We start from the raw sequence: 26629 nt of genomic DNA, 5'->3' as shown, positions 1-26629 counted from the left end.
GGTGGGCGCGCCCCGCTTCCGCGTATCCGTGCGGCGCCTAGCCGGCCAGGCAGGCCGGGCCGAGCAGGACCTTCAGGTCGCCGAAGAGCGCCGGATCGGGCTGGACGCGGTGCCGGTCGAGCCGCAGGACCGTGGTCTTGCGGGCTCCCTGGAGCTTGATCCGCACCTCGGAGTTGCCCCGGTGGTGGCTGAGGATCTCGCCGAGCCTGCTGACCATCGGCGGGGTGAGCTTCACCGTGGGGATGGTGATGGTGACGGGCGCGTCCGTCCCGGCGGACGACACGTCGGGGACCTGGAGTTCCATCGCGACGAGCCGGGGGACGTCCTCGCGCTTGTCGAGGCGGCCCTTGACGAAGACGACGGTGTCCTCGACGAGCTGGGTGGAGACCAGCTGATAGGTGGCGGGGAAGAACATGCATTCGATGGAGCCGGCCAGGTCCTCGACGGTGGCGATCGCCCAGGCGTTGCCCTGCTTGGTCATCTTGCGCTGGAGGCCGGAGATGATGCCGCCGATGGTGACGACCGCGCCGTCGGCGTGCTCACCGCCGGTGAGCTGGGAGATCGCCGCGTCGGACTTGTCGGACAGGACGTGCTCGATGCCGAAGAGGGGGTGATCGGAGACATAGAGGCCGAGCATTTCGCGCTCCTGCGCGAGCAGATACGACTTGTCCCATTCGATGTCGGAGAATTCGACGTCGAGTCCGAAGCCCGGCTCGTTCGATTCCTCGTCGCCGCCGCCGAAGAGGTCGAACTGCCCCTCGGCCTCCTTGCGCTTGACCGCCACGACATTGTCGATCATCGGCTCGTGGTGGGCGACCAGCCCCTTGCGGGTGTGGCCCATCTCGTCGAACGCCCCGGCCTTGATGAGCGATTCCACGGTGCGCTTGTTGCAGACGACCGCCTCGACCTTGTCGAGGAAGTCGGGGAACGTCGCGTATTTCCCCTTCGCCTTGCGGCAGCGGATGATCGAGTCCACCACGTTCTGGCCGACATTCCTGATGGCCGTCAGACCGAACAGGATCACATCGCTGCCCTGTGCCGCGAAGTTCGACTGCGACTCGTTGACATTGGGCGGCAGCACCTTGATGCCCATACGCCGGCACTCGTTCAGATAAACCGCCGACTTGTCCTTGTCGTCCTTGACCGACGTCAGCAGCGCCGCCATGTATTCGGCGGGGTAATTCGCCTTCAGATACGCGGTCCAGTAGGTGACCAGGCCGTACGCGGAGGAGTGCGCCTTGTTGAACGCGTATCCGGCGAACGGGACCAGCACGTCCCACAGGGCCTTGATCGCCGCGTCCGAGAAGCCGTTCTTCTTGGCGCCCGCCTCGAAGAGGACGAAGTTCTTCGCCAGCTCGTCGGCCTTCTTCTTGCCCATCACGCGGCGCAGGATGTCGGCCTCGCCGAGCGAGTACCCCGCGACGATCTGGGCGGCCTTCTGCACCTGCTCCTGGTAGACGATCAGGCCGTAGGTGAGCCCGAGGACCTCCTTGAGGGGCTCCTCCAGCTCCGGGTGGATCGGGGTGATCTCCTGGCGGGCGTTCTTGCGCTCCGCGTAGTTCGTGTGCGAGTTCATGCCCATCGGGCCCGGCCGGTAGAGGGCCGAGACGGCGGAGATGTCCTCGAAGTTGTCGGGCTGCATCTGGCGCAGCAGCGAGCGCATGGGGCCGCCGTCGAACTGGAAGACGCCGAGCGTGTCGCCCCGGCAGAGCAGTTCGTACGTCTTGGGGTCGTCCAGCGGCAGGGAGAGCATCTCCAGGTCGATGCCCTTGTTGGCCTTCACCATCTTGACGGCGTCGTCCATGATGGTCAGGTTGCGCAGGCCGAGGAAGTCCATCTTCAGCAGGCCGAGCGACTCGCACTGCGGATAGTCCCACTGCGTGATCGTCACACCGTCGGTGTGCCGGACCCAGACCGGGACGTGGTCGGTGATCGTCTCACTGGACATGATCACGCCGGCCGCGTGCACGCCCATCTGCCGGACCAGGCCCTCCACACCCTTCGCGGTGTCGATGACCTTCTTGACGTCCGCCTCGTTCTCGTACATCCCCCGGATCTCGCCGGCCTCGCTGTAGCGCGGGTGCTTGGGGTCGGTGATGCCGTTGAGGTCGATGCCCTTGCCCAGGACGTCGGCGGGCATGGCCTTGGTGAGGCGGTCGCCCATCGCGTACGGGTAGCCCAGGACGCGGGCGGAGTCCTTGATGGCGTTCTTGGCCTTGATCTTGCCGTACGTACCGATCATGGCGACCTTGTCCTCGCCGTACTTCTCGGTGACGTACCGGATGACCTCGCCGCGCCGGCGTTCGTCGAAGTCGATGTCGACATCGGGCATCGAGATGCGCTCGGGGTTGAGGAACCGCTCGAAGATCAGTCCGTGCTCGATCGGGTCGAGGTCGGTGATGCCCATGGCGTACGACACGATCGAACCGGCGGCGGAACCACGCCCGGGGCCGACCGCGATGCCGTTGTTCTTCGCCCACATGATGAAGTCGGCGACCACGAGGAAGTACCCCGGGAAGCCCATGTCGATGATGATGCCCATCTCGTACTCGACCTGGCGCATGCGGTCTTCCGGGATGCCGTTCGGGAAGCGCCGGGCCATGCCCCGCATGGTCTCCTCGCGGAACCAGGAGACCTCGGTGAACCCCTCGGGCACATCGAACTTGGGCATCAGGTTCCGCTCCTGGAACCAGCCCTCGGGGTCGATCTGATCGGCGACCAGGCGGGTGTTGGCGCAGCCCTGCTGCCAGGCGTCGGAGGAGTCGACGGCGTACATCTCGTCGGTGGACTTGAGGTAGTAGCCGGTGCCGTCGAAGCGGAAGCGGTCGGGGTCGGAGAGGTTCTTGCCGGTCTGGATGCACAGCAGCGCGTCGTGGGCGGTGGCCTCGTTCGCGTACGTGTAGTGCGAGTCGTTGGTGACCAGCGGCGGAATGCCGAGCTTCTTGCCGACCTCAAGGAGACCGTCGCGCACCCGGCGCTCGATCTCGATGCCGTGGTCCATCAGCTCCAGGAAGTACCGGTCCTTGCCGAAGATGTCCTGGTAGTCCGAGGCCGCCTGCACCGCCTCGTCGAACTGGCCGAGCCGCAGCCGCGTCTGCAACTCGCCCGAGGGGCAGCCGGTCGAGGCGATCAGCCCCTCCGACCACTTCGCGATGGTCTCCCTGTCCATCCGGGGCCACTTCTGGAGCCAGCCCTCCTTGTACGCGTCCGAGGAGAGCCGGAACAGGTTGTGCAGCCCGGTGCGGTTGGCCGCCCAGATCGTCTTGTGGGTGTAACCGCCCGAACCGGACACGTCGTCGCGCTTCTGGTGCGGCTGGCCCCACTGGACCTTCCGCTTCAGCCGGCGCGACTCCGGCGCCACGTACGCCTCGATCCCGATGATCGGGGTCACCCCGGCCTTCTTGGCCTGATGGAAGAAGTCGTACGCGCCGTGCAGATTTCCGTGGTCCGTCATCGCGATGTGCGACATGCCCATCTCTTTGCACGCGTTGAACATGTCCCCCAACCGCGCGGCACCGTCCAGCAGCGAGTACTGGGTGTGCACGTGCAGGTGCGTGAAAGGCGGCTTGGTCACGGCGGGGGCCTCCAACGAGCGGACGACACGGTGTTTCCCCGGGAGTAACCTCCGGGGCCCCGGTGCCGAGAGCGGTCCGGGGGGACAGCTGGGAAGTCTACGTCGCGGCGGTGACAGTCGACGGGCACTCGCGGGAGGCGTCGAGCGTTGCCCCTGCGAGGGCGCCGGCGGCGCCCTCCGCCGCGCCGCTCACGGCTCCGTCCCCGCACATACCGCCTTTTTCACCTCAATGTCATCTCTACAGGAGGCACCCAGCGATGTCGGTCCCGCGACCCGTGGAAGCAGCTGACGAGCAGCGCGGCGAGGAGATCCTCGCCGTCTTCGACACGGCGTTCGGTGAGCTGCTGGCGGCGGACCCAGCGGCCTTCCGGGTGAAGTTCCGGAAGATGGCGGCCTCGGCCTTCGCCTTCTACCGGGGCACGGCCAGCCTGTTCTACAGCGATCTGGAGCGGGAGCGCGCTGATTCCCTGGCCGCGGGACCGTTCCTCGACGAGCGCACCGCGCGGGTGTGGATCCACGGCGATCTGCACGCGGAGAACTTCGGCACGTACATGGACGCGAACGGGCGGCTGATCTTCAACGTCAACGACTTCGACGAGGCGTACGTCGGCCCGTTCATCTGGGACCTGAAGCGCTTCGCCGCCTCGCTGGCGCTGATCGGCCACACCAAGGCCCTCAGCGACGAGGTGATCACCGAACTGGTGGAGATCTACGCGGGCGCCTACCGCGAGCGGATCCACGCGCTGGCGACCGGCGCCAAGGACGACGAGGTGCCGCCCTTCACCCTGGACACCGCGCAGGGGCCGCTGCTCGGCGCGCTGCGCTCGGCGCGTTCGCTGACCCGCTTCGGGCTGCTGGACTCGATGACCGAGATCCGCGAGTACGAGCGGCGCTTCGCGCCCGACGGCGGCTCCGTCGAGCTGGACGCGGCCACCCGGTACAAGATCCTGGCGGCGTTCGACGGCTATCTGGAGACGCTGCCCGAGTCCAGCCTGAGCCGCCCCGACTCCTACCGCGTGAAGGACGTCGTCGGCCGGCGCGGCATCGGCATCGGCTCGGCGGGGCTGCCCTCGTACAACATCCTCCTGGAGGGCAACAGCGACGCCCTGGAGAACGACGTGGTCATCTATATGAAGCAGGCGCAGACCCCGGCGGTCTCCCGGCACATCACCGACCGGTCCGTGCGGGAGTACTTCCAGCACGAGGGGCACCGTACGGTCATCTCGCAGCGCGCCCTCCAGGCGCACGCCGATCCCTGGCTGGGCTGGACCGAGCTGGACGGGGCCGGGCAGCTGGTCGCCGAGGTCTCGCCGTACGCCGTGGACCTGGACTGGTCGGACCTGGACGACCCGGAGGAGATCGCGGCGGTCGTCGCCGACCTCGGCAGGGCCACGGCCACCATGCACGCGGCGGCGGACGACGAGAGCGGCCACTCCCTGGTGCCGTTCTCCACGGAGCGGGCCATCGACGCGGCGATCGCGGCCGACGAGGACGGCTTCGGGGCGCTGCTGGTGGACTTCGCGCACGCCTACGGGGCGCGGGCCAGGGCGGACCACCAGATCTTCGTGGACCTGTTCCGCAACGGGAAGCTGGAGCCGGGTCCGGCCCCCCGGGTGCGGTGAGGCACCTCCTTTAGGGACCGTTTACCGGCGCTCATGGCACACTCGGCGGCGATGGACATATCAGGGACGCGGCTCAGAGCTGCGCGGGCAGCACTCTTCACGGCACTGGTCGTGACGCTGTCCGCGGGCTCGCACGTGCTGCTCTCCCGCGTCCCGCTCCCGCTGCCCCTGGTCGCCGCGCTGAGCGTCGTGGTGTTCCTGCTCGCCTACGCGGCGGCCGGGCGCGAGCGGGGCTTCTGGCGGATCTCCGCGCTGCTCGTCCCGCTGGAGCTGGCCGCCGACACCGTCTTCACCAGCGGCCAGCACGTCTGTTACGGCCCGGCGGGCGGCCCCGTGGCGGGGTCGCTTCGCTCGGTCGGCCTCGACGTGCTGTGCGGGGGCGGGATCGGCGCGCCGCTGCCCGGCGTGGTCCCGGCCGACTCCACCGCTTCGGCGCTGCTGAACTCCCCGGACCCGGCCCTGCCCTGGCTGCTGCTCGCCGCCCATGTCTCGGTCGGGCTGTTCGCCGCCGCCTGGCTGCGGCACGGCGAGGCCGCGCTGTCCGGTCTCGTACGGGCGGCGGGCGCCGCCGCCTTCCGCCCGCTGCTGCTCGCGGTCGCGGCGGCGGGCACGGTCCGCGGGGCGCTGCGGCGCGCGGCCAGCCCGGCCGGCCGGCCCCGGGTCTCCCGTACCCGGCTCCTGGTGCACTCCGTAGGACGGCGGGGACCGCCGCGCCCCGTGCTCGGCGCTGTCTGAGCCTTCCGGCCGTCCCCTCACGTAGCAGTACGTCATCACACGGAGTGAACCAGCATGAGCGCACGCAACAACCAGTCCAACAAGGCCGCGGCCCGCGAGCGGCTGCGCCAGGAGCGCGAGCGGCAGGCGAAGAAGGACAAGGTCCGCCGCCAGGTCGTCGTCGGCGTCTCGGCGGTCGCGATACTCGCGATAGCCGGCGGCGTCGGCTACGCGGTCGTCCAGGCGAACAAGCCCACGCACTGGGAGGCGATGAAGGACGAGAAGACCGTCGTCGCCCCGAAGAACACCACGGGCACGAACGGTACGACCGTCGTCATCGGCAAGTCCGACGCCAAGAAGACGCTCGAACTGTACGAGGACTCACGCTGCCCGGTCTGCGCCCAGTTCGAGCAGACGGTAGGCGAGACAGTCCACAACGGCCTCGACGCCGGCAAGTTCAAGATCAAGTACGTCGGCGCGACCTTCATCGACAACTCCGACAACGGCACGGGCTCGAAGAAGGCCCTGTCGGCGCTGGGCGCGGCGCTCGATGTGAGCCCCGAGGCGTTCCTGGAGTACAAGTCGGCGCTCTACTCCACGAAGTACCACCCGGAGGAGACCAGCGACAAGTTCGCCAAGGACAGCTACCTGATCGAGGTGGCCGACTCGGTGAAGGCGCTCAAGGACAACGCGGCGTTCCAGAAGAACGTCAAGGACGGTACGTACGACGCCTGGGCGATGAAGATGTCCGCCGCCTTCGACAAGAGCGGTGTGCAGGGCACCCCGACGCTGAAGATGGACGGCCAGAAGCTCACCGCCGAGGGCAGCGACAGCGCGCCCATGACCGTGGCCGACTTCAACGCGGCGCTCACCAAGGCGCTGAAGGGCTGACCGACCGGTCCAGCCACCCCCGGCGCGCTTCGTCGCCGGGGGCCGGGCCCCGGCCGGAAGGGGCCGGAACGGCGGCTACAGCGAGTCGATGAAGGCGAGCCCGGTCCGCCAGGTCTCCTCGGCGGCCGGCTCGTCGTAGTCGGGCAGCTCCCGGTCCGTGTACAGGTGCCCGGCCCCCGGATAGCGGTAGATCTCCACATCGGCCCCCGCCCGCCGCATCTGGAGGTACCAGGAGTTCAGCCAGTCGTGCGACTCGAAGGGGTCCGGGTCGGCGACGTGCAGTTGTACGGGCAGATCGTCGACGGACGCGCTCTCCGCGATGTCGGACGTGCCGTGCATCAGCAGCAGCCCGCGCGCCTTCGCGTCCCCCAGCGCCAGGTTCTGCGCGATGGAACCGCCGAGCGAGAAGCCCACGTACACCAGCCCGCGCTCGGAGTAGGGGGCGGCCGCCAGGACCGCGCGGCGCAGCAGCTCCTCCTTGCCGATCCTGTCCTTCAGCTCCCTGCCCTCCTCCGCGCTGGAGGCGGTTTGCCCCTCGAAGAGGTCGGGCACGCGCACCTCGTGCCCGGCGGAACGCAGCCGGTCGGCCGCTTCCCGCACCGCGGGGCGCAGACCGTAGACCGAGTGGAAGAGCATGATGTCCATCCGGACATCCTGCCAGTCCGCCCCGACCGGAACCCATCGAGGGAGTCATGGACCACCTGCTGCGCCCGCTGATCGTTTTCGGGGGCTCCGTACTGCTCACGCTGACGCTCGGCTGGATCGTGGATCTGCTGCTGCGCCGCGTGGACGGCCGCCATCCCGAGACCCCGCTGTGGGGGCTGCTGCGCCGCTGCCGGCTGCCCCTCCAGGTGCTCCTGCTCACCACCGCGCTGCGCGGCACCTACCGCCAGACCCGGTGGACGTTCATCGAGACGCACCACGCGGGCATCGGCCGGGCGCTGTCCCTGGTGCTCATCGGCGCGGGCGCGTGGCTGGTGCTGCGGATCGTGTCGGCGGCGGTGGAGTCGACGTACGCCCGGTACGCGTCCTCGACCCGGGACCCGGCCCGGCTGCGCCGGGTCCGTACCCAGGTGACGCTGATCATGCGGATCGTGACCGCCGTCGTGGTGGTGGTCGCGGTGGCCGCGATCCTGCTCACCTTCCCCGACATGCGGGCCGTCGGGACGTCGATGCTGGCCTCGGCGGGCATCATCGGCATCGTCGCCGGTGTCGCCGCGCAGTCCACGCTGGGCAATCTCTTCGCCGGGTTCCAGATCGCGTTCGGCGACATGGTGCGGATCGGCGACACGGTGGTGGTGGACGGCGAGTGGGGCGTGGTCGAGGAGGTCACGCTGACGTTCCTCGCCGTACGGACCTGGGACGAGCGGCGCATCACGATGCCCGTGTCGTACTTCACCAGCACGCCGTTCGAGAACTGGTCGCGCGGCGGGGTCCAGATGACCGGCACGGTCTTCTTCCAGCTGGACCACTCGGCGCCGATGCGGCTGATGCGCGAGCGGCTGCACGAGATCCTGCTGGAGTGCCCCGCCTGGGACGGCAGGACGTGGAGCCTGGCCGTCACCGACACCACCCCGACCACCATCGAGGTGCGCGCGGTGGTCACGGCCAAGGACGCGGACGACATCTGGACGGTCCGCTGCGCGGTGCGGGAGCAGCTGATCGGCTGGCTGGTGGAGCACCATCCGTACGCCCTGCCGAGGATCGCGACGGAGCCCGGTACGGTGCTGCCCGCCCCGCGCGGCGGACGCCCGGCGGCGAACGCGGCGGCGAACGGGGCCACCGCGCGCGGCACGGAGGCCGGGGAGCGCGCCCCGGGCGACGAGGCCACCGAGCAGCCCCCCACGGGCCGGGGCTGACGGCGCTCACCCCGGTGGAGGGACGTGCGCGCCGTCAGTGCATGGAGCGCACGTCCAGGTGGCGCAGCACGCGGTCCACGACCTCCGGGTCCGAGCCGGGTTCGTTACGGGCCGAGAGGACCTCGTGCCGGGCCGCCGACATCATCTCGCGCTGGATGCGCTGAACGATCTTGACGCGTTCCACCCGGGTGGCGACCCATTCGCGGCGTTCGTCGTCGGCAAGGTCGGGGCTGATCCGCAGCCCGATGTCGACGGCTCCGCGCATCAGCCGCTCGCTGATGTCCTCGGGGAGCTCCTCGACCTCCTCGATCTCCTTGAGCCGGGCCTTGGCCGCCTTGGCGGCGCGGACCGCGAGGGAGTGCTCCAGCTCGTGCTCGGCGTTGGTGTCGGCCCGTACGCCGAGCCTCTTCACCAGCCAGGGGAGGGTGAGGCCCTGGACGACGAGGGTGGCCATGATGACCGCGAACGCGATGAAGATGATCTCCTCGCGCCCGGGGAACGGCTCCCCGCTGTCGGTCTCCAGCGGGATGGCCAGCGCCAGCGCGACCGACGCCACCCCGCGCATCCCGGCCCACCACATGACGACGGTCTCGCGCCAGCTGGTGGGGATCTCCTCGTCGTAGTCGCGCAGCTTGTGCATCCGCTTGGCGAGCCAGGTGGCGGGCAGCAGCCACAGCAGGCGTACGAACACGACGACCCCGACGACCGCCGCGCCCCAGCCGAGCATCTCGCCCGCCCGGCCGTTGGCCGCGCCGAAGGCGTTGTGCAGCTCCAGCCCGATGAGGCCGAAGGCGACGCCGGTGACGAGGGTGTCGACGACCTCCCAGAAGGAGTTGCCCGCCAGCCGCCCCATCACGTCGTCGGCGTCGGCCGTGTGCGTGGCCAGGAAGAGCGCGATGGTGAGGACGGCGAGGACGCCCGAGCCGTGCAGCTCCTCCGCCAGTACGTAGGCGACGAACGGCACCAGGAGCGACAGCCCGATCTGGAGGGTCGCGTCACCGAGCAGGGACATCAGCTTGTTGGTGAGCCAGCCGAGCGCGAGTCCCACCGCCACCGCCACCACGGCGGAGAGCACGAGCGAGCCGACCGCGCTGGGCCAGGAGAACGTTCCGGAGACGGCCGCGGCGATCGCCACGTGGTAGAGCACGATCGCGGTGACGTCGTTGAAGAGCCCCTCGCCCTCCAGGATCGACACCAGCCGCCTGGGCAGTCCGAGGGAGCCGGCCACCGCGGTCGCGGCCACCGGGTCGGGCGGCGCGACGAGCGCGCCGAGCGCGATCGCGCCGGCGATCGGCAGTCCGGGCACGATGGAGTTGGCCACCGCGGCCACGGCGGCCGTCGTCACGAAGACGAGCGCGACCGCCAGCAGGAAGATCGGTCTCAGGTTCGCGGTGAACTGCCGCCAGGACGTGCGTTGCACCGCCGCGTAGAGCAGCGGTGGCAGCAGCAGCGGAAGAATGAACTCCGGCGGAACCTGAACGTTGGGGACGAACGGCAGCAGCGCCAGGACGACGCCCACGATCGTCATCAGGACGGGCGAGGGCAGCCCCAGCCGGTCCCCCAGCGGCACGGTCAGCACCGCCCCGAGCAACAGCACGATCAGCAGTGCCAGCTGGTCCACGGTGTGCCCTCCGGTGGTCGGCGGCCTTGACGGCGGAATTCGGTGATCAAGAGCCCAAGCCTGCCATGGGCCCCGACGGAATCAGGCCAGGGGGTGGCCGGTACATGCCGTTCTCGGTGTACGGGGTACGGGCGGACGGCCCGGAATCACGGCGCCGGGGGCGCCGGCAGTTCCTTGCGCATGGCGCGGTGCGCGATGCCCGCGTCCAGGAACTCGGGCCCGTGGGCGGCGTAGCCGAGCCGTTCGTAGAAGGCCAGCGCATGGGTCTGGGCGTGCAGGTCCATCGCCGTGAGACCGCGCTCGACGGCCGCCGCCTCGATCCCCCGCACCAGCGCGGCGCCGATCCCCAGTCCGCGCGCGGACTTGAGGACGGCCAGCCGTCCCAGCGCGCCGACGCGCGGGTCGCCGCCGGTCCGGTCGGCGGCCACGGGGCCGTGCAGCAGCCGTCCCGTACCGAGCGGGGTGCCGTCCGCGCGCACGGCCAGCACGTGGACCGCCCGGTCGTCGAGGCCGTCGTACTCAAGATCTTCGGAGACGCCCTGCTCGTGGACGAAGACCTCGCGCCGGACGGCGAGACACGCCTCGACCCCGGCCGGATCGGTCACGACCCGGACCAGCGGCCCGGCGCCGTCCCCGGCCGGGCGCACCCGGCTCACGCGTTGCTCTCCGCCCTGACCTTGTCCAGCGCGCTCTGGAGGTCGTCCGGGTAGGTGCTGGCGAACTCCACCCACTGCCCGTCCGACGGGTGCTCGAAGCCGAGCCGCACCGCGTGCAGCCACTGCCGGGTCAGCCCCAGCCGCTTGGACAGCGTCGGGTCGGCGCCGTAGGTCAGGTCCCCGACACAGGGGTGGCGGTGGGCGGACATGTGCACGCGGATCTGGTGCGTACGGCCCGTCTCCAGCTTGATGTCCAGCAGCGAGGCCGACCGGAACGCCTCGATCAGGTCGTAGTGCGTGACCGACGCCTTGCCCTCGGCGGTGACCGCCCACTTGTAGTCGTGGTTCGGGTGGCGGCCGATGGGCGCGTCGATGGTCCCGCTCATCGGGTCCGGGTGGCCCTGCACCAGCGCGTGGTAGCGCTTGTCCACGACCCGCTCCTTGAACTGCGCCTTGAGCAGGGTGTACGCGCGCTCCGACTTGGCCACCACCATCAGCCCGGAGGTGCCGACGTCCAGCCGGTGCACGATGCCCTGCCGCTCGGCCGCGCCGGAGGTCGAGATGCGGTACCCGGCGGCGGCGAGGCCGCCGATCACGGTCGTACCGGTCCAGCCGGGGCTGGGGTGCGCGGCGACGCCGACCGGCTTGACGATCACGACGATGTCGTCGTCGTCGTGCACGATCTCCATGCCCTCGACGGGCTCCGCCACGATCTGCACGGGCGCGGCGGCGGGGGGCATCTCCACTTCGAGCCAGGCACCGCCGCTCACCCGCTCGGACTTCCCGACGACGGCGCCGTCGACCTGGACCTTCCCGGAGGCGGCGAGGTCGGCCGCCTTCGTACGGGAGAAGCCGAACATACGGGCTATGGCGGCGTCGACGCGCTCGCCCTCCAGGCCATCGGGCACGGGCAGGGTTCTGATCTCGGGAAAGCTCACCTGTCGAGTATGCCTTGTAGCGACAAAGTGCCGAACCGCGCGCCCTCGGACCCTCAGTCCTTGTGGACGGTCCCGTCGGGGTCGAGCCCCCGGAAGGAGAGCAGCACGATCAGGATGCCGCCGCAGACGATCGCGGAGTCCGCGAGGTTGAAGACGGCGAAGTGGGCGGGCGCGATGAAGTCCACGACCGCGCCCCGGAAGACGCCGGGCGAGCGGAAGATCCGGTCGGTGAGGTTGCCGAGCGCGCCGCCGAGCAGCAGCCCCAGCGCGATGGCCCAGGGCAGGCTGTAGAGCTTGCGGGCCAGCCGGGCGATCACCACGATGACGCCCGCCGCGATGATCGTGAAGATCACCGTGAACGCCTCACCGATCCCGAAGGCGGCTCCCGCGTTCCTGATCGCGTTGAACTGGAGCAGATCACCGATCACCCGGATCGGCTCGTGGTGCTCCAGCTTGGCCACCACGAGCATCTTGCTGCCGAGGTCCAGCAGGTACGCCACGACGGCGACGGTGAAGAGCGCGACCACCCTGCGCTTCCCCTGGGGCCGCTCCTCAGGAGCCGCCGCCTCGTCGTCCACATCCGGCGTACCGATGACCCGCTCCGCCTCTGCCACGTGAATCCTCAAACCTAGGTGCCGACTGAGGACGAGGGTACGGCACACGGATGGGGCACACAGGTACGACGTACGACGTCAGCCTCGGCGTTCCTGCTTCTGCTTGTCCTCCACACAGAGGGTCGCCCGCGGGAAGGCCTGCATGCGCGCCTTGCCGATGGGCTTGCCGCAGATCTCGCAGAGCCCGTACGTCCCCGCGTCGAGCCGCAGCAGCGCCCGCTCGGTCTGCTCCAGCATCTCGCGGGCGTTGGCGGCGAGGGACATCTCGTGCTCGCGCGTGATGTTCTTCGTACCGGTGTCCGCGTCGTCGTCGCCCGCGCCGTCCCCGGAGTCCCGCATCAGCCCGGCGAGCGAGGTCTCTGAGGTGGTGATCTCGGCCTGGAGTCGGGCGGTCTCGCTCTCCAGCTCGGAGCGGGCCTCCGCGACCTCCCGTGGTGTCCACGGATCCTCCCCCGGCCGTACCGCCAGCCCGTCCGGGGGCGTGGGGGTGCCGGGCGCCGTGGTGACGGCGGTCGCCACCCCCGCCCCGCCCGCTCCGGCCGCCGTACCCCTGCCCGCGGTCTTCTTGGCTGCCACCGTCTTGGCTCCCGTCTGTTCAGCGGCCTCGGCCGCCCGGTCGGCCGCGGACGCGGCCTTCTTCGCGGTCGAGCCGGAGGCCGCCCGGGCGGGCGCCGCCTTCTTGGCCGCGGACTTCTTCGCAGGTGCCTTCTTGGCGGCGGTCTTCCTCGCCGCCGTCTTCTTGGCGGGCGTCTTCTTGGCCGCCGCCTTGGTCGCCGTCTTCTTCGCGGCCGACTTCTTGGTCGTCTTCGTCTTCGTCGTCGTCTTCGCGGCAGCTGTTTCGCTGGCCGCCGTCTTCCTGGCCGCCGTCTTCTTCGCCACCATGGCCGCGGCCCCTTCACATGTGGTGATCGCGCACGCGAATCGTGCTGGGACGATAAATCGACCCCAGCCCCGCGGCAACGGGGCACGCCGCCGGTCAGGCCCTCCCCGCGACGCTGCGAGACGGGCCTCCATCCGTTGTGCCCAGCTCCTCGCCAGGTAATCCGCCGCCACGCGCGCCGGGGCGGCCGCCGGCGCCGGTATAACCGTTCGGGTCTCGCGTTCGGCCGTACGGCGCTCCCCGGGAAAACGGGTCGGCCCCGCCCGGCCCCTCCCCGTACACTGGCCGCAGCGAAAAGGCGTGGATGGGGACAAGCGGCGTCGTACGCGGCCATGAGCGACCCGGGGACGGTGCGAGCCCGGGGGCAGAGCGCGAAGCGGAGCATCACCCCTGAGCCGCCGGAAGAAAGCCCGGGTCACCCCGGGTGAGTAGAACCGGCAGCGCGACCCCTAATGAGGGGGCCGCGGACGACACCCTCGTCCGGGGCCAAGGAGGGTGGTACCGCGGGAGCGCAGGCTCTCGTCCCTTCGACGGAGATTGCCGCAGTTCCGCCGGAGGAAGCACCCCATGACAGCAGAATCCCAGCCGACGACCGCCGCGACCGGCCCCCGGTACCGCCAGGTGCCCGCCCAGGTCGACCTGCCCGCGCTGGAGCACGCCGTGCTCGACTTCTGGCGTGAGAACAAGGTCTTCGACAAGACCCTGGAACAGTCCGAGGGCCGCCCCGAGTGGGTCTTCTACGAGGGCCCGCCCACCGCCAACGGCATGCCGGGCGCGCACCACATCGAGGCCCGCGTCTTCAAGGACGTCTTCCCGCGCTTCCGCACCATGCGCGGCTACCACGTCGCGCGCAAGGCCGGCTGGGACTGCCACGGCCTGCCCGTGGAGCTGGCCGTCGAGAAGGAGCTGGGCTTCACCGGCAAGAAGGACATCGAGGCGTACGGCATCGCCGAGTTCAACGCCAAGTGCCGCGAGTCCGTCACCCGGCACACCGACGCCTTCGCCGAGCTGACAACCCGCATGGGGTACTGGACGGACCTGGACAACGCCTACCGCACCATGGACCCGGAGTACGTCGACTCCGTCTGGTGGTCGCTGAAGGAGATCTTCGGCAAGGGCCTGCTGGTCCAGGACTACCGCGTCGCCCCCTGGTGCCCGCGCGACCAGACCGGCCTGTCCGACCACGAACTGGCGCAGGGGTACGAGACGATCGTCGACCCCTCGGTCTTCGTCCGCTTCCCGCTCACCTCGGGCCCCCTCGCGGGCGAGGCGGCGCTGCTGGTGTGGACCACCACCCCCTGGACCCTCGTCTCGAACACCGCCGTCGCCGCGCACCCCGGCGTCAGGTACGTGGTCGCGACCGACGGCACGGAGAAGCTCGTCGTCGCCGAGCCGCTGCTGGAGAAGGCCCTCGGCGAGGGCTGGGAGCCCACCGGCGTCTCCTTCACCGGCGCCGAGATGGAGCGCTGGACGTACGACCGTCCCTTCACCTTCGTGGAGTTCCCGGCCGAGGCGCACTACGTCGTCAACGCCGATTACGTGACGACGGAGGACGGTACGGGTCTGGTCCACCAGTCCCCCGCCTTCGGCGAGGACGACCTCAAGGTCTGCCGCGCCTACGGCCTCCCGGTCGTGAACCCGATCCGCCCCGACGGCACCTTCGAGGCGGACGTGCCGCTGGTCGGCGGCGTCTTCTTCAAGAAGGCCGACGAGGCGCTCACCGAGGATCTCAAGGCGCGTGGCCGGCTGTTCCGCCACGTTCCGTACGAGCACAGCTATCCGCACTGCTGGCGCTGCCACACGGCGCTCCTCTACTACGCGCAGCCGTCCTGGTACATCCGGACGACCGCCGTCAAGGACCGGCTGCTGGAGGAGAACGAGGGGACCAACTGGTTCCCCGACTCGGTCAAGCACGGCCGGTACGGCGACTGGCTGGACAACAACGTCGACTGGGCGCTGTCCCGCAACCGCTACTGGGGCACGCCGCTGCCCATCTGGCGCTGCGAGGACAACCACCTGACCTGTGTGGGCTCGCGCGCCGAGCTGACCGAGCTGACGGGCACCGACCAGAGCGGCCTGGACCCGCACCGTCCCTTCATCGACGCGCTCACCTTCACCTGCACCGCCGAGGGCTGCTCCCACGAGGCCGTCCGGGTGCCCGAGGTGATCGACGCCTGGTACGACTCGGGTTCGATGCCGTTCGCGCAGTGGGGCTACCCGTACAAGAACAGGGACCTGTTCGAGAAGCGCTACCCGGCGCAGTTCATCTCGGAGGCCATCGACCAGACGCGCGGCTGGTTCTACACGCTGATGGCCGTCGGCACGCTCGTCTTCGACAAGTCGAGCTACGAGAACGTCGTCTGCCTCGGCCACATCCTCGCCGAGGACGGCCGGAAGATGTCCAAGCACCTGGGCAACATCCTCCAGCCGATCCCGCTGATGGACAAGCACGGCGCGGACGCCGTCCGCTGGTTCATGGCGGCCGGCGGCTCCCCGTGGGCGGCGCGGCGCGTCGGTGACGGGACGATCCAGGAGGTCGTCCGCAAGACGCTGCTGACGTACTGGAACACGGTGGCCTTCCAGGCGCTGTACGCCCGGACGTCCGACTGGGCGCCCAGCGAGGCCGACCCGGCGCCGGCCGACCGGCCGATCCTGGACCGCTGGCTGCTGAGCGAGCTGCACGCGCTGGTCGACCAGACCACCCGGGCCATGGAGACGTACGACACCCAGCGCACCGGCAAGCTGCTCTCCGCCTTCGTCGACGATCTCTCCAACTGGTACGTGCGCCGCTCGCGCCGTCGCTTCTGGCAGGGCGACAAGGCGGCGCTGCGCACGCTGCACGACGTGGTCGAGACGGTGACGCGGCTGATGGCGCCGCTGACGCCGTTCATCACGGAGCGGGTCTGGCAGGACATGATCGTCCCGGTCTCTCCGGACGCGCCCGAGTCGGTGCACCTGGCGTCCTGGCCGCAGGCGGACCTGTCGGTGATCGACCCGACGCTCTCCCAGCAGACGGCGCTGGTACGGCGGCTGGTCGAGCTGGGCCGGGCGACCCGCGCCGAGTCCGGCGTGAAGACCCGCCAGCCGCTCTCCCGGGCGCTGATCGCGGCCACCGGCTTCGAGGCGCTCTCCGCCGAGCTGCGCGCCCAGATCACCGAGGAGCTGAACGTCTCCTCGCTGGCCACGCTCTCCGAGGTCGGCGGCTCGCTGGTCGACACGACGGCGAAGGCGAACTTCCGGGCGCTGGGCAAGCGCTTCGGCAAGGGCGTGCAGGCCGTGGCGAAGGCGGTCGCCGAGGCGGACGCCGCGGCCCTGTCGGCGGCGCTGCGCGAGGGTACGGCGTCGGTGACCGTGGACGGCGAGAGCGTCTCGCTCGCCCCGGACGAGGTGATCATCACGGAGACGCCGCGCGAGGGCTGGTCCGTCGCCTCGGACTCCGGTGCGACGGTCGCCCTGGACCTGGAGATCACGCCCGAACTCCGGCTGGCGGGTCTCGCCCGTGACGCCATCCGCCTCATCCAGGAGGCCCGCAAGAACAGCGGCCTGGACGTCGCCGACCGGATCGCCGTCCGCTGGAACGCGGCGGACGCCGCGACGACGGAGGCGCTCACCGCGCACACGCCGCTGATCTCGGACGAGGTCCTGGCCACGGACTTCGCGCCGGGCGAGGCGGACGACACGTACGGCAAGCCGTTCGAGGACGAGGGCCTGTCCCTCACCTTCCGTCTGCGCAAGGCGTAACGGCCTGGCGCACCACAGCCCCGGGCGCCGGGCGGGCCGGACCTCCGGCCCGCCCGGCGCTCAGCCGGGGAGTCCGGCGGGCCCCGCGTCGACGGTGTGGTCGAAGACGAACATGTGGCCGGGATGGTGCGTGATCGTGTAGGCGGCCCGTACGGCGGGCAGCGCCAGCTGCGGGGTGACCCCGCAGGCCCAGAAGACCGGCACGTCGCCCGGTTCGACGACCGGCGAGGGGCCGAAGTCCGGCCGGTCGAGATCGGCGATGCCGAGCGCGGCCGGATCGCCGATGTGCACGGGCGCGCCGTGTCCGGCGGGGTACCGGGACGTGATCTCGACGGCGCGCGGGACCAGCCGGGCGGGGATCGCCCGCATGCTGACCACCAGGGGCCCGGACAGCCGTCCGGCGGGCCGTGTCGGCAGCGTCGTGACGTAGACGGGCGGCGCCGCCGACTCCTCGGCGTAGCGGACGGGGACGCCCGCCGCGCGCAGCGGCCCCTCGAAGGTATGACTGCACCCGAGCAGGAATCCGACCGCGTCCTCGCGCCAGTACGCCGTGATGTCGGTGGGCTCGGCGACCTGTTCGCCGTGCTGCCAGACCCGGTAGCGGGGCAGCTCGGTACGGAGATCGGCCGTGGTCGCGCCGAGCCGTACCGTCGGATCGCCCGGCTCGGTGACGGCGAGTACCGGGCAGGGCTGGGGGTTGCGGGTGCAGTAGAGCAGGAAGTCGTACGCGAGGTCCCTCGGGACGATCACGAGGTTGGCCTGCTGGTAGCCGTCCAGCAGCCCGGCCGTGGGCCCGGTCCACCGGCCGGCCGCCACGAGGCGGCGCAGCTCGGCCGGAGTGGCGGGGACGGTTCCGGTCGTCATATCAGCTCCGCCCGGCTGGATTCCTTCACGGTGCGCAGCGTGAGCAGCGCCATGACCGAGGCCGCCATCAGCAGGAAGCCCGGGGCGAGCAGATTGCCGGTGCTGGCGATCAGCCAGGTGGCGAGGTAGGGGCTGAGCCCGCCGCCGATGATGGTGCCGATGTTGAAGCTGAACGAGAGACCCGTGTAGCGCACCCTCGTCGGGAACATCTCGGCGTAGGTCGGGTAGGTGACCGACTGGACGATGGGCATCGGCAGGGCGAGCACGACCATGGCGGCGACGGCCAGCGGGAAGCTGCCGAGCCCCATGACGAGCATGGCGGGGACGACCAGGATCGCGTACCCGGCGAAGCCGACGGTGATCAGCCGCTTGCGGCCCCACCGGTCGGAGAGCCCGCCGCAGACCGGCATGAGACAGGCCACGAACAAGCTGATCCCGCCCATGATCCAGAAGGTGGAGGACGTGGAGTAGCCGAGATCGGTGGTCAGGTAGATGTTCATGAAGATCAGCCCGACCCAGTAGCCGCAGTTGGACCCGATGGCCAGCAGGGTCACCTTGAGCACGGCGGCGCGGTGCTCGGTGAGCACCTCGGTCAGCGGCGCCTTCGCCGTGGCCTTCTCCGACTTCTTCGCGAGGAAGGTCTCGGAGTCCTCCAGCCGGTTGCGGGCGATCAGCGCGAGGGCGATCAGGGGCAGCGAGAGGAGGAAGGGGATGCGCCAGCCGTAGGCGTCGAGCTGACGCTCGTTCAGTACGGTCGTGGTGATCCCGGCCACCAGGGCGGCGGTCCCGCCGCCGAGGGCGACGCCGACGGGGGTGAACGCCCCGAAGAATCCGCGCCTGCCGCGCGGGGCCGACTCGGCCAGATAGGTGGCGGAACCGGTGACCTCCCCGCCCGCGAAGAACCCTTGGGCGAGCCGGACGAGCAGCAGCGCCACCGGCGCGGCGACCCCGATGGTGTCGGCCGTGGGCAGCAGTCCGACGGCCGCGGTGGCGCTGCCCATCCCCACCACCGTGAGGATCAGTACCGGTTTTCGGCCGACCCGGTCGCCCAGCCTGCCGAGCACGATGCCGCCCAGCGGCCGCATCAGGAAGGCGCTGCCGAAGACCGCCAGCGTGGCCAGCAGGGAGGCGGTGGGGTCGTCGCCGGGGAAGAAGTGCGGCCCGATGATGACGGCGAGATAGCTGTAGACGCCGAACTCGTAGTACTCGATGGCGGTGCCGGCGGCGGCCGCCATAGCCGCCCTGCGCGGCCGGCCGCTCGCCGCCCCGGCGGGCGCCGGCGGGTTGACGGCGCCCGGGGAGGCCGGTTCGCTCGCCGTCTCTCCGGGGTCGGCGACCGTCGTTGGTAGGCTCTTCATGGGTGTCCTCCGGATCTGACATGTCCTGTGGCCGGGATGTGCTGTCAGTCGTGCGGGCTTGTCTTCTGTGGTCCGTACGGCGCGGGGTCCCCCGCGCGACGGCCATCAGCGGGACCAGTCCTCCTGCTGGTGACCGTCGTCACTGGTGGACGGGTTCAGACGGCGAAGAGCTGGCTGATGTCGGCGAACGCCTTGAACTCCATCGCGTTGCCGGCCGGGTCGAGGAAGAACATCGTCCACTGCTCGCCCGGCTCGCCCTGGAAGCGGACGTACGGCTCGATCACGAACTGCGTGTCGACGGCGGTGAGCCGCTCGGCGAGTTCCTGGAACTCCGGCACCGGGAGCACCAGCCCGAAGTGCGGCACCGGCACCTGGTGGCCGTCGACGGGGTTGGTCCCGGCGATGCCGTCACGCGGTGTCCCGGACGGGCCGTCGCCGACCTGGTGGGTGACGACCTGGTGGCCGCCGAAGTTCCAGTCGATCCACTTCGTGTCGGAGCGGCCCTCGCTGAAGCCGAGCACCTTGCCGTAGAACTGCCGGGCGGCGTCGATGTCGTCGACCGGGATGGCCAGGTGGAAGGGGGCGAGGGAAGCGGGCTGGTCGGTCATGGTTCTCTCCTTCTGGTACTGCGGTGCTGTTCGGCGGGGAATGAACGGCGTGGGCGCCGTGGTCTGTTCGGCTGCTGCCCTCCTCTCCGGGCACGGGCTCTCGGCGTACGGGCTCTTGCCGTACGGGCTCTCGGCGTACCGGCTCTCACCGCATGGGCATGAGCCGCAGTTCGTCGCCGGGGACGGCCTGGCCGACGAGATCGATGTCGGCGTCGGTGACGACCCCGATGACGGGATAGCCGCCGGTGACCGGGTGGTCGGCGAGGAACACGATCGGCTCGCCCGAGGGCGGCACCTGGATGGCACCGCGCATGGTTCCCTCACTGGGCAGGTCGACCGAGCCGATGGACAGCGCGGTGCCCGTCAGCCGCGCGCCCACCCGGTCGCACTGGGCGGAGACCCGCCAGGGCGCCCCGGTCAGCCGGTGCCGGTCGGCGGCGCCGAACAGCTCGTGGCGCGGCCCCCACCGGAACCGGACGGTGACCGGCCCCCAGCAGGGGACGACACTGAACGCCAGCTCCAGCGGAACCCCGGGGACGGGTCGCGCGGGGCCGAGGCCGTACCGCGACCCGGCCCGGACGGGCTCGGGACCGAGCCCGGTGAGCGAGTCGCGCGAGGCCGACCCCAGCACCCGCTCCGGCTCCATCCCGCCGCAGACGGCCAGATAGGTACGGCAGCCCGCCCAAGGACGCCCGATCGCCAGCACGGACCCGGCACCCAGCCGCACGAGCGTCGCGTCGCGCACCGGTACGCCGTCCACCGTCACCGGAGCCGGTGCCCCGGTGATCGCCACGTACCGGGACTCCGACAGGGTCACGGCCAGGCCGCCGACGGTCGCTTCGAGGGCCGGGGTGTTCTCCGGGTTGCCGGCCAGCCGGTTGGCGAGGCGGAAGCTGCGCCGGTCGGCGGGGCCGGACGCCGGGACGCCCAGATGGGCGAGGCCGGGTCGGCCCAGGTCCTGGACGCTGGTCGCGACGCCCGCCCCGACGACGGTCAGTACGGCGCCGGTGACCTCCGCCGCGCGCCCCGCGCCGTCCCCCGGCGCTGTGCCCGCGGGCGCCGCCGGGCCGCGCCGGGCGCCGAGTGCGGTGGTCATGACGCGACCGCCTCGAACACGACCCGGTCACCGACCGCCAGCCGGTTGGGCGGCTCGGCGTTCACGTCCCACAGCCGTTCCGCCGTGACGCCGATCTGGTGCCAGCCCCCGGGGGTCCCGCCGGGGTAGACGACCGTCTGGTTCCCGGCGATCGCCACCACCCCGGCCGCCACCCGGGGGCGCGGGCTGGACAGCCTGGGCAGCCGCAGGCTCTCCGGTACGCCGTCCAGATACGCGAATCCGGGGGCGAAGCCGAAGAACCCGACCGAATACTCCGCCTCGGTGTGCAGCCGCGCGATCTCGCGCGGAGCCATACCGACGCGCTCGGCGACCGCGGCCAGATCCACGCCCTCGTACCGGACCGGGATCACGACCGTGCGCCCCGGGGCCGGCGGGGACTGCCGGGAGCCGACGTCGTCGAGCACGGCGCGCAGTTCGGCGGCGAGCGGCTCCATCCCGGCGAGCGTCTCGGCCACCACCAGGACGGTCGTCGCCGCGGGTACGACGTCCCGCAGCCCCGACGCCCAGGGGCGCTCCCTGATCGCGGTGGCCACATCGGCGGGGCGCGCCCCGGCGCACTCGATCAGCCAGCCCCGGTCGCCCGCCCGCCGCAGGACCGGCTCCGCGCGGGTCACGGCCGTACCTCCGGCCGCTCGGCGGCGGGAGCGGCGCCGAGGAGGCCGGCGGGCGTGCTCACCGTGATACCGGCCGAGGCCAGGCTCGTCCGTACGGCGGCGGTGATGGCCACAGCGCCGGGCGTGTCGCTGTGCACGCACAGCGCCGCCACCTCACCGCCGTCCGGGGCGATCCGTACGGTCCGGCCACTGACCGAGACGACCGTGCCCGTCTGCGCCATCCGCAGCGCGCGCCGCGCCGCCTCGGCGGGATCGGTGACCAGGGCGCCCGGCGCCGACCGGGGCACGAGCAGCCCCTCGTCCGTGTAGCCCCGGTCGGCGAACGCCTCGGCCAGCGGCCGGCAGCCGGCCTCGACCGCACGCTCCCACACGACCGTACGGGGCTGGCAGAGCAGCGGCAGCCCACGGTCGTACAGCGTGACCGCCTCGACGATCGCCTCCGCGTGTCCCACGTGGTGGGCCGCCGCGTTGTACAGCGCGCCGTGCGCCTTCAGATAGCTGACCCGGCTGCCCGCCAGGCGCGCGAAGACCTCCAACGCGCCGATCTGGTAGAGGAGTTCATTGACCAGCGTCTTCTTCGGCACATCGATGAAGCGCCGTCCGAAGCCGGCCAGATCGCGGTAGGAGACCTGCGCGCCGATCGCCACGCCCCGGGCGGCGCTCGCCTCGCAGGTACGGCGCAGGATGTCGGGATCGCCCGCGTGGAAGCCACAGGCGACGTTGGCGGCCGTGACCTGGTCGAGCAGGTCCCCCTCGTCGGCGGGCCCCCACACCCCGAACCCCTCGCCCACATCCGTGTTGATCGCGAGCGCGGTCATCGGGCCGACTCCGCCCAGTAGGCGTGAATCGTGTTGCTGCTGTTCTCCCAGGCGGCGTGCAGACCGTGCTGGCCGCCGTCGATGTGCGCGACTATCTGCCGGGCCAGCTCCCGGGCGTCACCGTCGGCCAGCGCCTGGACCATCGCGGCGTGTTCGCACTGCACCCGCTCGTACGCCGATGTGCCGTGCACGTAGAACCGCGAGTACGGCTCCAGCCGGTGGTACATCCCCGAGATCACCTCGTAGCGCAGCGGCAGCCGGGACAGCCGGTACATGTCGAGGTGGAACGCGAGGTTCGTCCGCGACCAGGAGTCCGCGGCGGACTCGGCGACGCGCTCCATCTCCTTGGCCATGGCGTCGAACCGGCTGATGTCGCGCCGCGAGACCCGTTCGGTGACATGTTCGGCGAAGCTCGGCTCGACCAGCCGGCGCAGGTTGTAGATCTCGTCGATCTCGTCCAGATCCAGCACCGTCACGAACGTGCCGCGCCCCGGTGTCGTACGGAGCAGACCCTCACTGGCGAGGGTACGCATGGCCTCCCGCAGCGGGATCCGGCTCACCCCGAAGCGGTCGGCCAACTCGTCCTGGACGAGCCGGCAGCCGGGCGGATAGACGCCCTCGACGATCAGCCGACGCAGCTCGCCGGTGACATCGTCGGCGCCGTTGGCATCACCACGGGTACCTCTGACTTCTCGACTCATATCCCGTGTATACAGTGGATGCACAAGGATGGGGAAGAGTCTCGACCAACAGTGATCCGGGTTTTACCGCCCGGAAACCGACCACCCCTTGAGCGCACCTGCGGACCCACCTGGCGAGGGCACCCCAAGCCGCCCGGCGATTGAGGGCATCTTCAGGCCCGCCCGGCGATCGAGGGCCGGGGCCCGGGTCAGAGCCCCGCAGCGGCCACGCCAAAGGGCCGGGCCCGGGACATAAGTCCCGGGCCCGGCCCTTTCAGCCTGCCGCCGACGGCTACGCGCACTTCACGCGCACACCCGTCAGTTGTCGTCCTCGTCGATCAGGAAGCCGCGCATCGGCGACGGCGCCTGCTGCATCGGCTGCGGCGCCTGCGGCCGCACCGGCGCCATCGGCTGGGTCATCGCCGGGGACATCTGCTGCTGACCGCCGTACGAAGGGGCCTGCGAGGGCCCGCCCATCGAAGGACCGCCCATCGACGGGTTTCCGCCCATGCTGTGGCCCATCGCGCCCGCACCGGCCGGCGCCATGGACGGCGACGGCGGCAGGGAAGCGGTCGCCGGGGTACGCGGCGGGGCGAGCGAGTCGTCCGCCTGGGTCTCCAGCTGACGCAGCTGGCTCTCCAGGTAGGACTTCAGCCGGGTGCGGTACTCACGCTCGAAGCCGCGCAGATCCTCGACCTTGCGCTCCAGCGTGGCGCGCGCGGACTCCAGGGAGCCCATCGCCACGCGGTGCTTCTCCTGGGCGTCCCGCTCCAGCGCGTCCGCCTTGGCGCGCGCGTCGCGCTCCAGACCCTCGGCGCGGCTGCGGGCCTCGCCGACGATCTTGTTGGCCTCGGAACGCGCCTCGGCGATCGCCTGGTCGGCGGTCTGCTGGGCGAGCGAGAGCACACGTGCGGCGCTGTCGCCGCCGGGGCCCTGACCGGGCTGCTGCATCTGCGGGTTGTGGCCGCCCATGGGGCCGCCCATCGGTCCACCCATGGGACCGCCCTGCTGCTGCATCGGGCCGCCCTGGCCCATCGGACCACCCTGACCCATCGGGCCGCCCTGCCCCATGGGACCGCCCTGCTGCATGGGGCCGCCCTGCATCGGGCCACCCTGCTGCTGCATGGGGCCGCCCTGCATGGGGTGCTGGCCGCGCGGGTCGTGTCCCTGCGGACCGGGACCCTGGCCGTGACCGCTCGGTCCCGCGGGCAGCTGAGGCGCGCCGCCGGGCAGCTGGGGGGGACCCATCTGCGGGGGCTGCTGCTGCTGCGGCGGACCGGATATGGCGGCGGGCACCGGAGCCCCGGGCCGATCCTGCTGCTCGGGCGGCTTGCGCATGCCCTGTTGCTGCTGCTGTTGTTGCTGCTGCTGCTGTTGCTGGTTCTGCGCGGCGGCACGCGTCGCGGCGGCCAGCTTCGCGCGCAGATCCTCGTTCTCGCGGAGCAGGCGGGTCAGTTCGGCCTCGACCTCGTCGAGAAAGGCATCGACCTCGTCCTCGTCGTAGCCTTCTCGGAGGCGGACGGTCGTGAACTGCTTGTTCCGCACGTCCTCGGGGGTCAACGGCATCTCTACTTCACCTCTACGTAGTCGTCGGCAGTCGGCAAGACCGTATCGCTCACATTCCCCTCGCAAGATTGCTCACAAGCGAGATCAGGATCCAAACGATGATCATCAGAACGAAGAAGGACAGGTCGAGTGCCACGCCCCCGAGACGCAGCGGCGGAATGAACCGCCGCAGAAGCTTGAGCGGTGGATCGGTGACAGTGTAGGTGGCCTCCAGAACGACCACCATCACCTTGCCGGGCTGCCATGAGCGGGCGAACTGGAAGACGTAATCCATGACCAACCGGAAAATCAGCACGATGAGGAAGCACATCAGCGCGATGTAGACCACCTGTAGTGCGATGCCCATCCCGCTGCTTCCCTCTCCCCTGGTTCACTCTGGTCGGTCGTCCGCGGGCCGTTCCCGCCGTACGACCGGGTTGTTCCCGGCGCTGTGTTCTAGCTCTGGTTGAAGAACCCGCCCTCTGCGATGCGGGCCTTGTCCTCCGCCGTGACATCGACGTTAGCAGGAGACAGCAGGAACACCTTCTGCGTCACTCGCTCAATGCTGCCATGGAGACCGAAGACAAGTCCTGCGGCAAAGTCGACAAGTCGCTTCGCGTCCGTATCGTCCATCTCCGTCAAGTTCATGATCACCGGGGTGCCTTCGCGGAAGTGTTCCCCGATGGTACGGGCCTCGTTGTAGGTCCTCGGGTGCAATGTGGTGATGCGGTAGGGCTCCCGCTCGGACACGACCTTGGGCATGATCACCGGTGCGTTCTTCTCCAGGCTCGGGCGTTCAGGTGTGATGGATGCCACGGGGGCGATTCGCGCCGGACGTCCGTTTTCCGCCGCCATCGCGACCGGCTCGCGCTCGCGCTGCGCGGGCGGTTGGACCATACGTACCGGTTCTTCCCGTTCCGGCTGGTGCACGGGCTGGTGGCGCCGGTGTTCCCGCTCCGGCTCGGGCTCGGGTTCGAAATCATCGTCGGGGTCGAAGCCCCGGCCGTCGTACCCATCGTCCTCCACGAGGCCGAGGTAGACCGCCATCTTGCGCATCGCGCCGGCCATGCTCTGAGTCCTCCGCTCTGTGGTGGATCGGCCTCGTCACCAAGTGCCCGCGATCCACTGGGTCTACCCGCCTTTGGCGGAAATGACCATATTTTCTGCTGTGGTCCGACTTGCTTCGCGACGTTACCCGAGCCGGGGTCGGACTCCGAGTACCGCCGTACCGACGCGTACATGTGTCGCCCCGGCCGTCACGGCGTCCTCAAGATCCGCGCTCATCCCCGCCGAGACCATGTTCGCAGCAGGATGGTCCGCGCGCAGGCGGGATGAGATTTCCCTCAGCCGCTCGAACGCCGCCGCCGGGCGGCCCGCGAACTCCCCGGCCAGCGGCGCCACGGTCATCAGACCGCCGAGCCGCAATCCGGGCGAACCGGCCACCGCCGCCGCCAACTCCTCGACCCCGTCGGGTGCGACACCGCCCCTGCTGCCCCGCTCGCCGGACTCGGCGTCCAGCGCGACCTGGATCAGACAGACCGGCTCGCGCCCCGCGCGCACCGCCGCGGTGGAGAGCGCGGAAACAAGCTTGAGCCGGTCGACAGACTGCACCACATCGGCGTAACTGGCTACGGAACGGACCTTGTTCGTCTGCAATTGGCCCACAAAATGCCAGATCAGCGACAAATCTTTACAACTGGTGGCCTTGGGGGCGGCGTCCTGGTCGCGGTTCTCGGCCACCTGCCGTACGCCGAGTTCGTGGAGCAGCCGTACGTCGCTCGCGGGGTAGGTCTTGGTGACCACGATCAGGGTCACCTCCTCGCGGTCACGTCCCGAGGCGGCGCAGGCGGCGGCGATGCGCCGCTCCACCGTCGCGAGGTTCGCGGCGAGTTCCGTCTTGCGGTCTTCCATGTCC

At 70.5% G+C, this 26629-nt stretch carries 23 protein-coding genes; 5 read left to right on the top strand and 18 right to left on the bottom strand.

The genetic code is table 11. The annotated features are described in order from the left end of the window. Positions 1-37: 37 nt before the first annotated feature. Positions 38-3574 carry a DNA polymerase III subunit alpha gene (gene dnaE, locus OG627_RS26570; RefSeq protein WP_329069222.1) on the bottom strand — a complete coding sequence of 1179 codons (3537 nt, stop codon included), beginning with the start codon at positions 3572-3574 and terminating at the stop codon, positions 38-40. Between the two features lie 257 nt (positions 3575-3831). On the opposite strand from dnaE, the gene OG627_RS26565 reads away from it, so the two are divergent. Genes OG627_RS26565 through OG627_RS26555 form a run of 3 tightly spaced genes read left to right on the top strand, consistent with a single transcriptional unit; the run spans position 3832 to position 6801 of the window. Next, positions 3832-5196 (top strand): DUF2252 domain-containing protein, encoded by a 1365-nt coding sequence (locus tag OG627_RS26565; RefSeq protein ID WP_329069220.1) that lies wholly within the window; start codon positions 3832-3834, stop codon positions 5194-5196. Positions 5197-5247: 51 nt separating this feature from the next. Beyond that, positions 5248-5931: a hypothetical protein gene (locus tag OG627_RS26560; protein ID WP_329069218.1), complete on the top strand. Its 684-nt coding sequence runs from the start codon at positions 5248-5250 to the stop codon at positions 5929-5931. Between the two features lie 54 nt (positions 5932-5985). After that, on the top strand, positions 5986-6801 hold the full coding sequence (locus OG627_RS26555) for a DsbA family protein (protein WP_329069216.1): 816 nt from the start codon (positions 5986-5988) through the stop codon (positions 6799-6801). A gap of 75 nt (positions 6802-6876) precedes the next feature. On the opposite strand, the gene OG627_RS26550 is transcribed toward OG627_RS26555, so the two are convergent. Then, the gene (locus OG627_RS26550; RefSeq protein ID WP_329069214.1) at positions 6877-7446 is read right to left on the bottom strand and encodes a dienelactone hydrolase family protein; all 570 of its coding nucleotides are present in this window, start codon (positions 7444-7446) and stop codon (positions 6877-6879) included. 47 nt (positions 7447-7493) lie between these two features. On the opposite strand from OG627_RS26550, the gene OG627_RS26545 reads away from it, so the two are divergent. Beyond that, positions 7494-8660: a mechanosensitive ion channel family protein gene (locus OG627_RS26545; protein ID WP_329069210.1), complete on the top strand. Its 1167-nt coding sequence runs from the start codon at positions 7494-7496 to the stop codon at positions 8658-8660. 34 nt (positions 8661-8694) lie between these two features. On the opposite strand, the gene OG627_RS26540 is transcribed toward OG627_RS26545, so the two are convergent. From OG627_RS26540 to OG627_RS26520, 5 genes are all read right to left on the bottom strand, one after another. Then, entirely contained in the window at positions 8695-10281 is a 1587-nt protein-coding gene (locus tag OG627_RS26540) for a Na+/H+ antiporter (RefSeq protein WP_329069209.1), read from the bottom strand. A gap of 146 nt (positions 10282-10427) precedes the next feature. Continuing rightward, positions 10428-10928: a GNAT family N-acetyltransferase gene (locus tag OG627_RS26535; RefSeq protein ID WP_443073655.1), complete on the bottom strand. Its 501-nt coding sequence runs from the start codon at positions 10926-10928 to the stop codon at positions 10428-10430. A 5-nt stretch (positions 10929-10933) separates the two neighbouring features. Then, positions 10934-11875 (bottom strand): RluA family pseudouridine synthase, encoded by a 942-nt coding sequence (locus OG627_RS26530; protein ID WP_329069205.1) that lies wholly within the window; start codon positions 11873-11875, stop codon positions 10934-10936. Between the two features lie 53 nt (positions 11876-11928). Beyond that, entirely contained in the window at positions 11929-12489 is a 561-nt protein-coding gene (lspA, locus tag OG627_RS26525) for a signal peptidase II (protein ID WP_329069204.1), read from the bottom strand. A gap of 78 nt (positions 12490-12567) precedes the next feature. After that, on the bottom strand, positions 12568-13371 hold the full coding sequence (locus tag OG627_RS26520) for a TraR/DksA family transcriptional regulator (protein WP_329069202.1): 804 nt from the start codon (positions 13369-13371) through the stop codon (positions 12568-12570). 565 nt (positions 13372-13936) lie between these two features. Between OG627_RS26520 and ileS the strand changes: the two genes are divergently transcribed. Beyond that, positions 13937-17110 (top strand): isoleucine--tRNA ligase, encoded by a 3174-nt coding sequence (gene ileS, locus OG627_RS26515; RefSeq protein WP_329069201.1) that lies wholly within the window; start codon positions 13937-13939, stop codon positions 17108-17110. A 60-nt stretch (positions 17111-17170) separates the two neighbouring features. Here ileS and OG627_RS26510 read toward each other — a convergent pair whose 3' ends face one another. The 11 genes from OG627_RS26510 to OG627_RS26460 all read right to left on the bottom strand — a co-directional run bounded on the left by OG627_RS26510 (position 17171) and on the right by OG627_RS26460 (position 26625). Continuing rightward, entirely contained in the window at positions 17171-17974 is an 804-nt protein-coding gene (locus OG627_RS26510) for a putative hydro-lyase (RefSeq protein ID WP_329069199.1), read from the bottom strand. Next, positions 17971-19332 carry an MFS transporter gene (locus OG627_RS26505; RefSeq protein WP_329069197.1) on the bottom strand — a complete coding sequence of 454 codons (1362 nt, stop codon included), beginning with the start codon at positions 19330-19332 and terminating at the stop codon, positions 17971-17973. The genes OG627_RS26510 and OG627_RS26505 overlap by 4 nt, the downstream gene beginning before the upstream one ends. A 155-nt stretch (positions 19333-19487) precedes the next feature. Further along, complete coding sequence (locus OG627_RS26500; RefSeq protein WP_329069195.1) at positions 19488-19940, bottom strand: VOC family protein; 453 nt, start codon at positions 19938-19940, stop codon at positions 19488-19490. A 145-nt stretch (positions 19941-20085) separates the two neighbouring features. After that, complete coding sequence (locus OG627_RS26495) at positions 20086-21036, bottom strand: biotin-dependent carboxyltransferase family protein (protein WP_329069193.1); 951 nt, start codon at positions 21034-21036, stop codon at positions 20086-20088. Further along, positions 21033-21671, bottom strand: coding sequence for a 5-oxoprolinase subunit B family protein (locus OG627_RS26490; RefSeq protein ID WP_329069191.1), 639 nt, complete (start codon positions 21669-21671; stop codon positions 21033-21035). Before OG627_RS26490 ends, OG627_RS26495 begins: the two co-directional genes overlap by 4 nt. Then, complete coding sequence (locus OG627_RS26485; protein WP_329069189.1) at positions 21668-22489, bottom strand: LamB/YcsF family protein; 822 nt, start codon at positions 22487-22489, stop codon at positions 21668-21670. Before OG627_RS26485 ends, OG627_RS26490 begins: the two co-directional genes overlap by 4 nt. Beyond that, positions 22486-23190 (bottom strand): GntR family transcriptional regulator, encoded by a 705-nt coding sequence (locus OG627_RS26480; RefSeq protein WP_329069187.1) that lies wholly within the window; start codon positions 23188-23190, stop codon positions 22486-22488. Before OG627_RS26480 ends, OG627_RS26485 begins: the two co-directional genes overlap by 4 nt. 297 nt (positions 23191-23487) lie before the next feature. Beyond that, positions 23488-24735, bottom strand: a complete 1248-nt coding sequence (locus tag OG627_RS26475; RefSeq protein ID WP_329069185.1) for a DivIVA domain-containing protein — start codon at positions 24733-24735, stop codon at positions 23488-23490. Between the two features lie 49 nt (positions 24736-24784). Further along, a complete protein-coding gene (locus OG627_RS26470; protein WP_114658741.1) occupies positions 24785-25081 on the bottom strand; it encodes a YggT family protein in 297 nt (98 codons plus the stop codon). An 89-nt stretch (positions 25082-25170) separates the two neighbouring features. Then, positions 25171-25782 (bottom strand): cell division protein SepF, encoded by a 612-nt coding sequence (locus tag OG627_RS26465; protein ID WP_329069181.1) that lies wholly within the window; start codon positions 25780-25782, stop codon positions 25171-25173. 123 nt (positions 25783-25905) lie between these two features. After that, positions 25906-26625, bottom strand: coding sequence for a YggS family pyridoxal phosphate-dependent enzyme (locus OG627_RS26460; RefSeq protein WP_329069179.1), 720 nt, complete (start codon positions 26623-26625; stop codon positions 25906-25908). Positions 26626-26629 lie beyond the last annotated feature (4 nt).

This window comes from Streptomyces sp. NBC_01429 (genome assembly GCF_036231945.1).
Lineage (GTDB): Bacteria > Actinomycetota > Actinomycetes > Streptomycetales > Streptomycetaceae > Streptomyces.
This window is presented reverse-complemented; position numbering and strand designations above follow the sequence as displayed.

What these genes read in the sequence shown, in the direction of transcription:
- OG627_RS26565 (WP_329069220.1), top strand. Translation starts at nt 3,832, where the DNA reads ATGTCGGTCCCGCGACCCGTGGAAGCAGCTGACGAGCAGCGCGGCGAG.
- OG627_RS26560 (WP_329069218.1), top strand. Translation starts at nt 5,248, where the DNA reads ATGGACATATCAGGGACGCGGCTCAGAGCTGCGCGGGCAGCACTCTTC.
- OG627_RS26555 (WP_329069216.1), top strand. Translation starts at nt 5,986, where the DNA reads ATGAGCGCACGCAACAACCAGTCCAACAAGGCCGCGGCCCGCGAGCGG.
- OG627_RS26550 (WP_329069214.1), bottom strand. Translation starts at nt 7,446, where the DNA reads ATGGACATCATGCTCTTCCACTCGGTCTACGGTCTGCGCCCCGCGGTG.
- OG627_RS26545 (WP_329069210.1), top strand. Translation starts at nt 7,494, where the DNA reads ATGGACCACCTGCTGCGCCCGCTGATCGTTTTCGGGGGCTCCGTACTG.
- OG627_RS26520 (WP_329069202.1), bottom strand. Translation starts at nt 13,371, where the DNA reads ATGGTGGCGAAGAAGACGGCGGCCAGGAAGACGGCGGCCAGCGAAACA.
- ileS (WP_329069201.1), top strand. Translation starts at nt 13,937, where the DNA reads ATGACAGCAGAATCCCAGCCGACGACCGCCGCGACCGGCCCCCGGTAC.
- OG627_RS26510 (WP_329069199.1), bottom strand. Translation starts at nt 17,974, where the DNA reads ATGACGACCGGAACCGTCCCCGCCACTCCGGCCGAGCTGCGCCGCCTC.
- OG627_RS26505 (WP_329069197.1), bottom strand. Translation starts at nt 19,332, where the DNA reads ATGAAGAGCCTACCAACGACGGTCGCCGACCCCGGAGAGACGGCGAGC.
- OG627_RS26500 (WP_329069195.1), bottom strand. Translation starts at nt 19,940, where the DNA reads ATGACCGACCAGCCCGCTTCCCTCGCCCCCTTCCACCTGGCCATCCCG.
- OG627_RS26495 (WP_329069193.1), bottom strand. Translation starts at nt 21,036, where the DNA reads ATGACCACCGCACTCGGCGCCCGGCGCGGCCCGGCGGCGCCCGCGGGC.
- OG627_RS26485 (WP_329069189.1), bottom strand. Translation starts at nt 22,489, where the DNA reads ATGACCGCGCTCGCGATCAACACGGATGTGGGCGAGGGGTTCGGGGTG.
- OG627_RS26480 (WP_329069187.1), bottom strand. Translation starts at nt 23,190, where the DNA reads ATGAGTCGAGAAGTCAGAGGTACCCGTGGTGATGCCAACGGCGCCGAC.
- OG627_RS26475 (WP_329069185.1), bottom strand. Translation starts at nt 24,735, where the DNA reads ATGCCGTTGACCCCCGAGGACGTGCGGAACAAGCAGTTCACGACCGTC.
- OG627_RS26470 (WP_114658741.1), bottom strand. Translation starts at nt 25,081, where the DNA reads ATGGGCATCGCACTACAGGTGGTCTACATCGCGCTGATGTGCTTCCTC.
- OG627_RS26465 (WP_329069181.1), bottom strand. Translation starts at nt 25,782, where the DNA reads ATGGCCGGCGCGATGCGCAAGATGGCGGTCTACCTCGGCCTCGTGGAG.
- OG627_RS26460 (WP_329069179.1), bottom strand. Translation starts at nt 26,625, where the DNA reads ATGGAAGACCGCAAGACGGAACTCGCCGCGAACCTCGCGACGGTGGAG.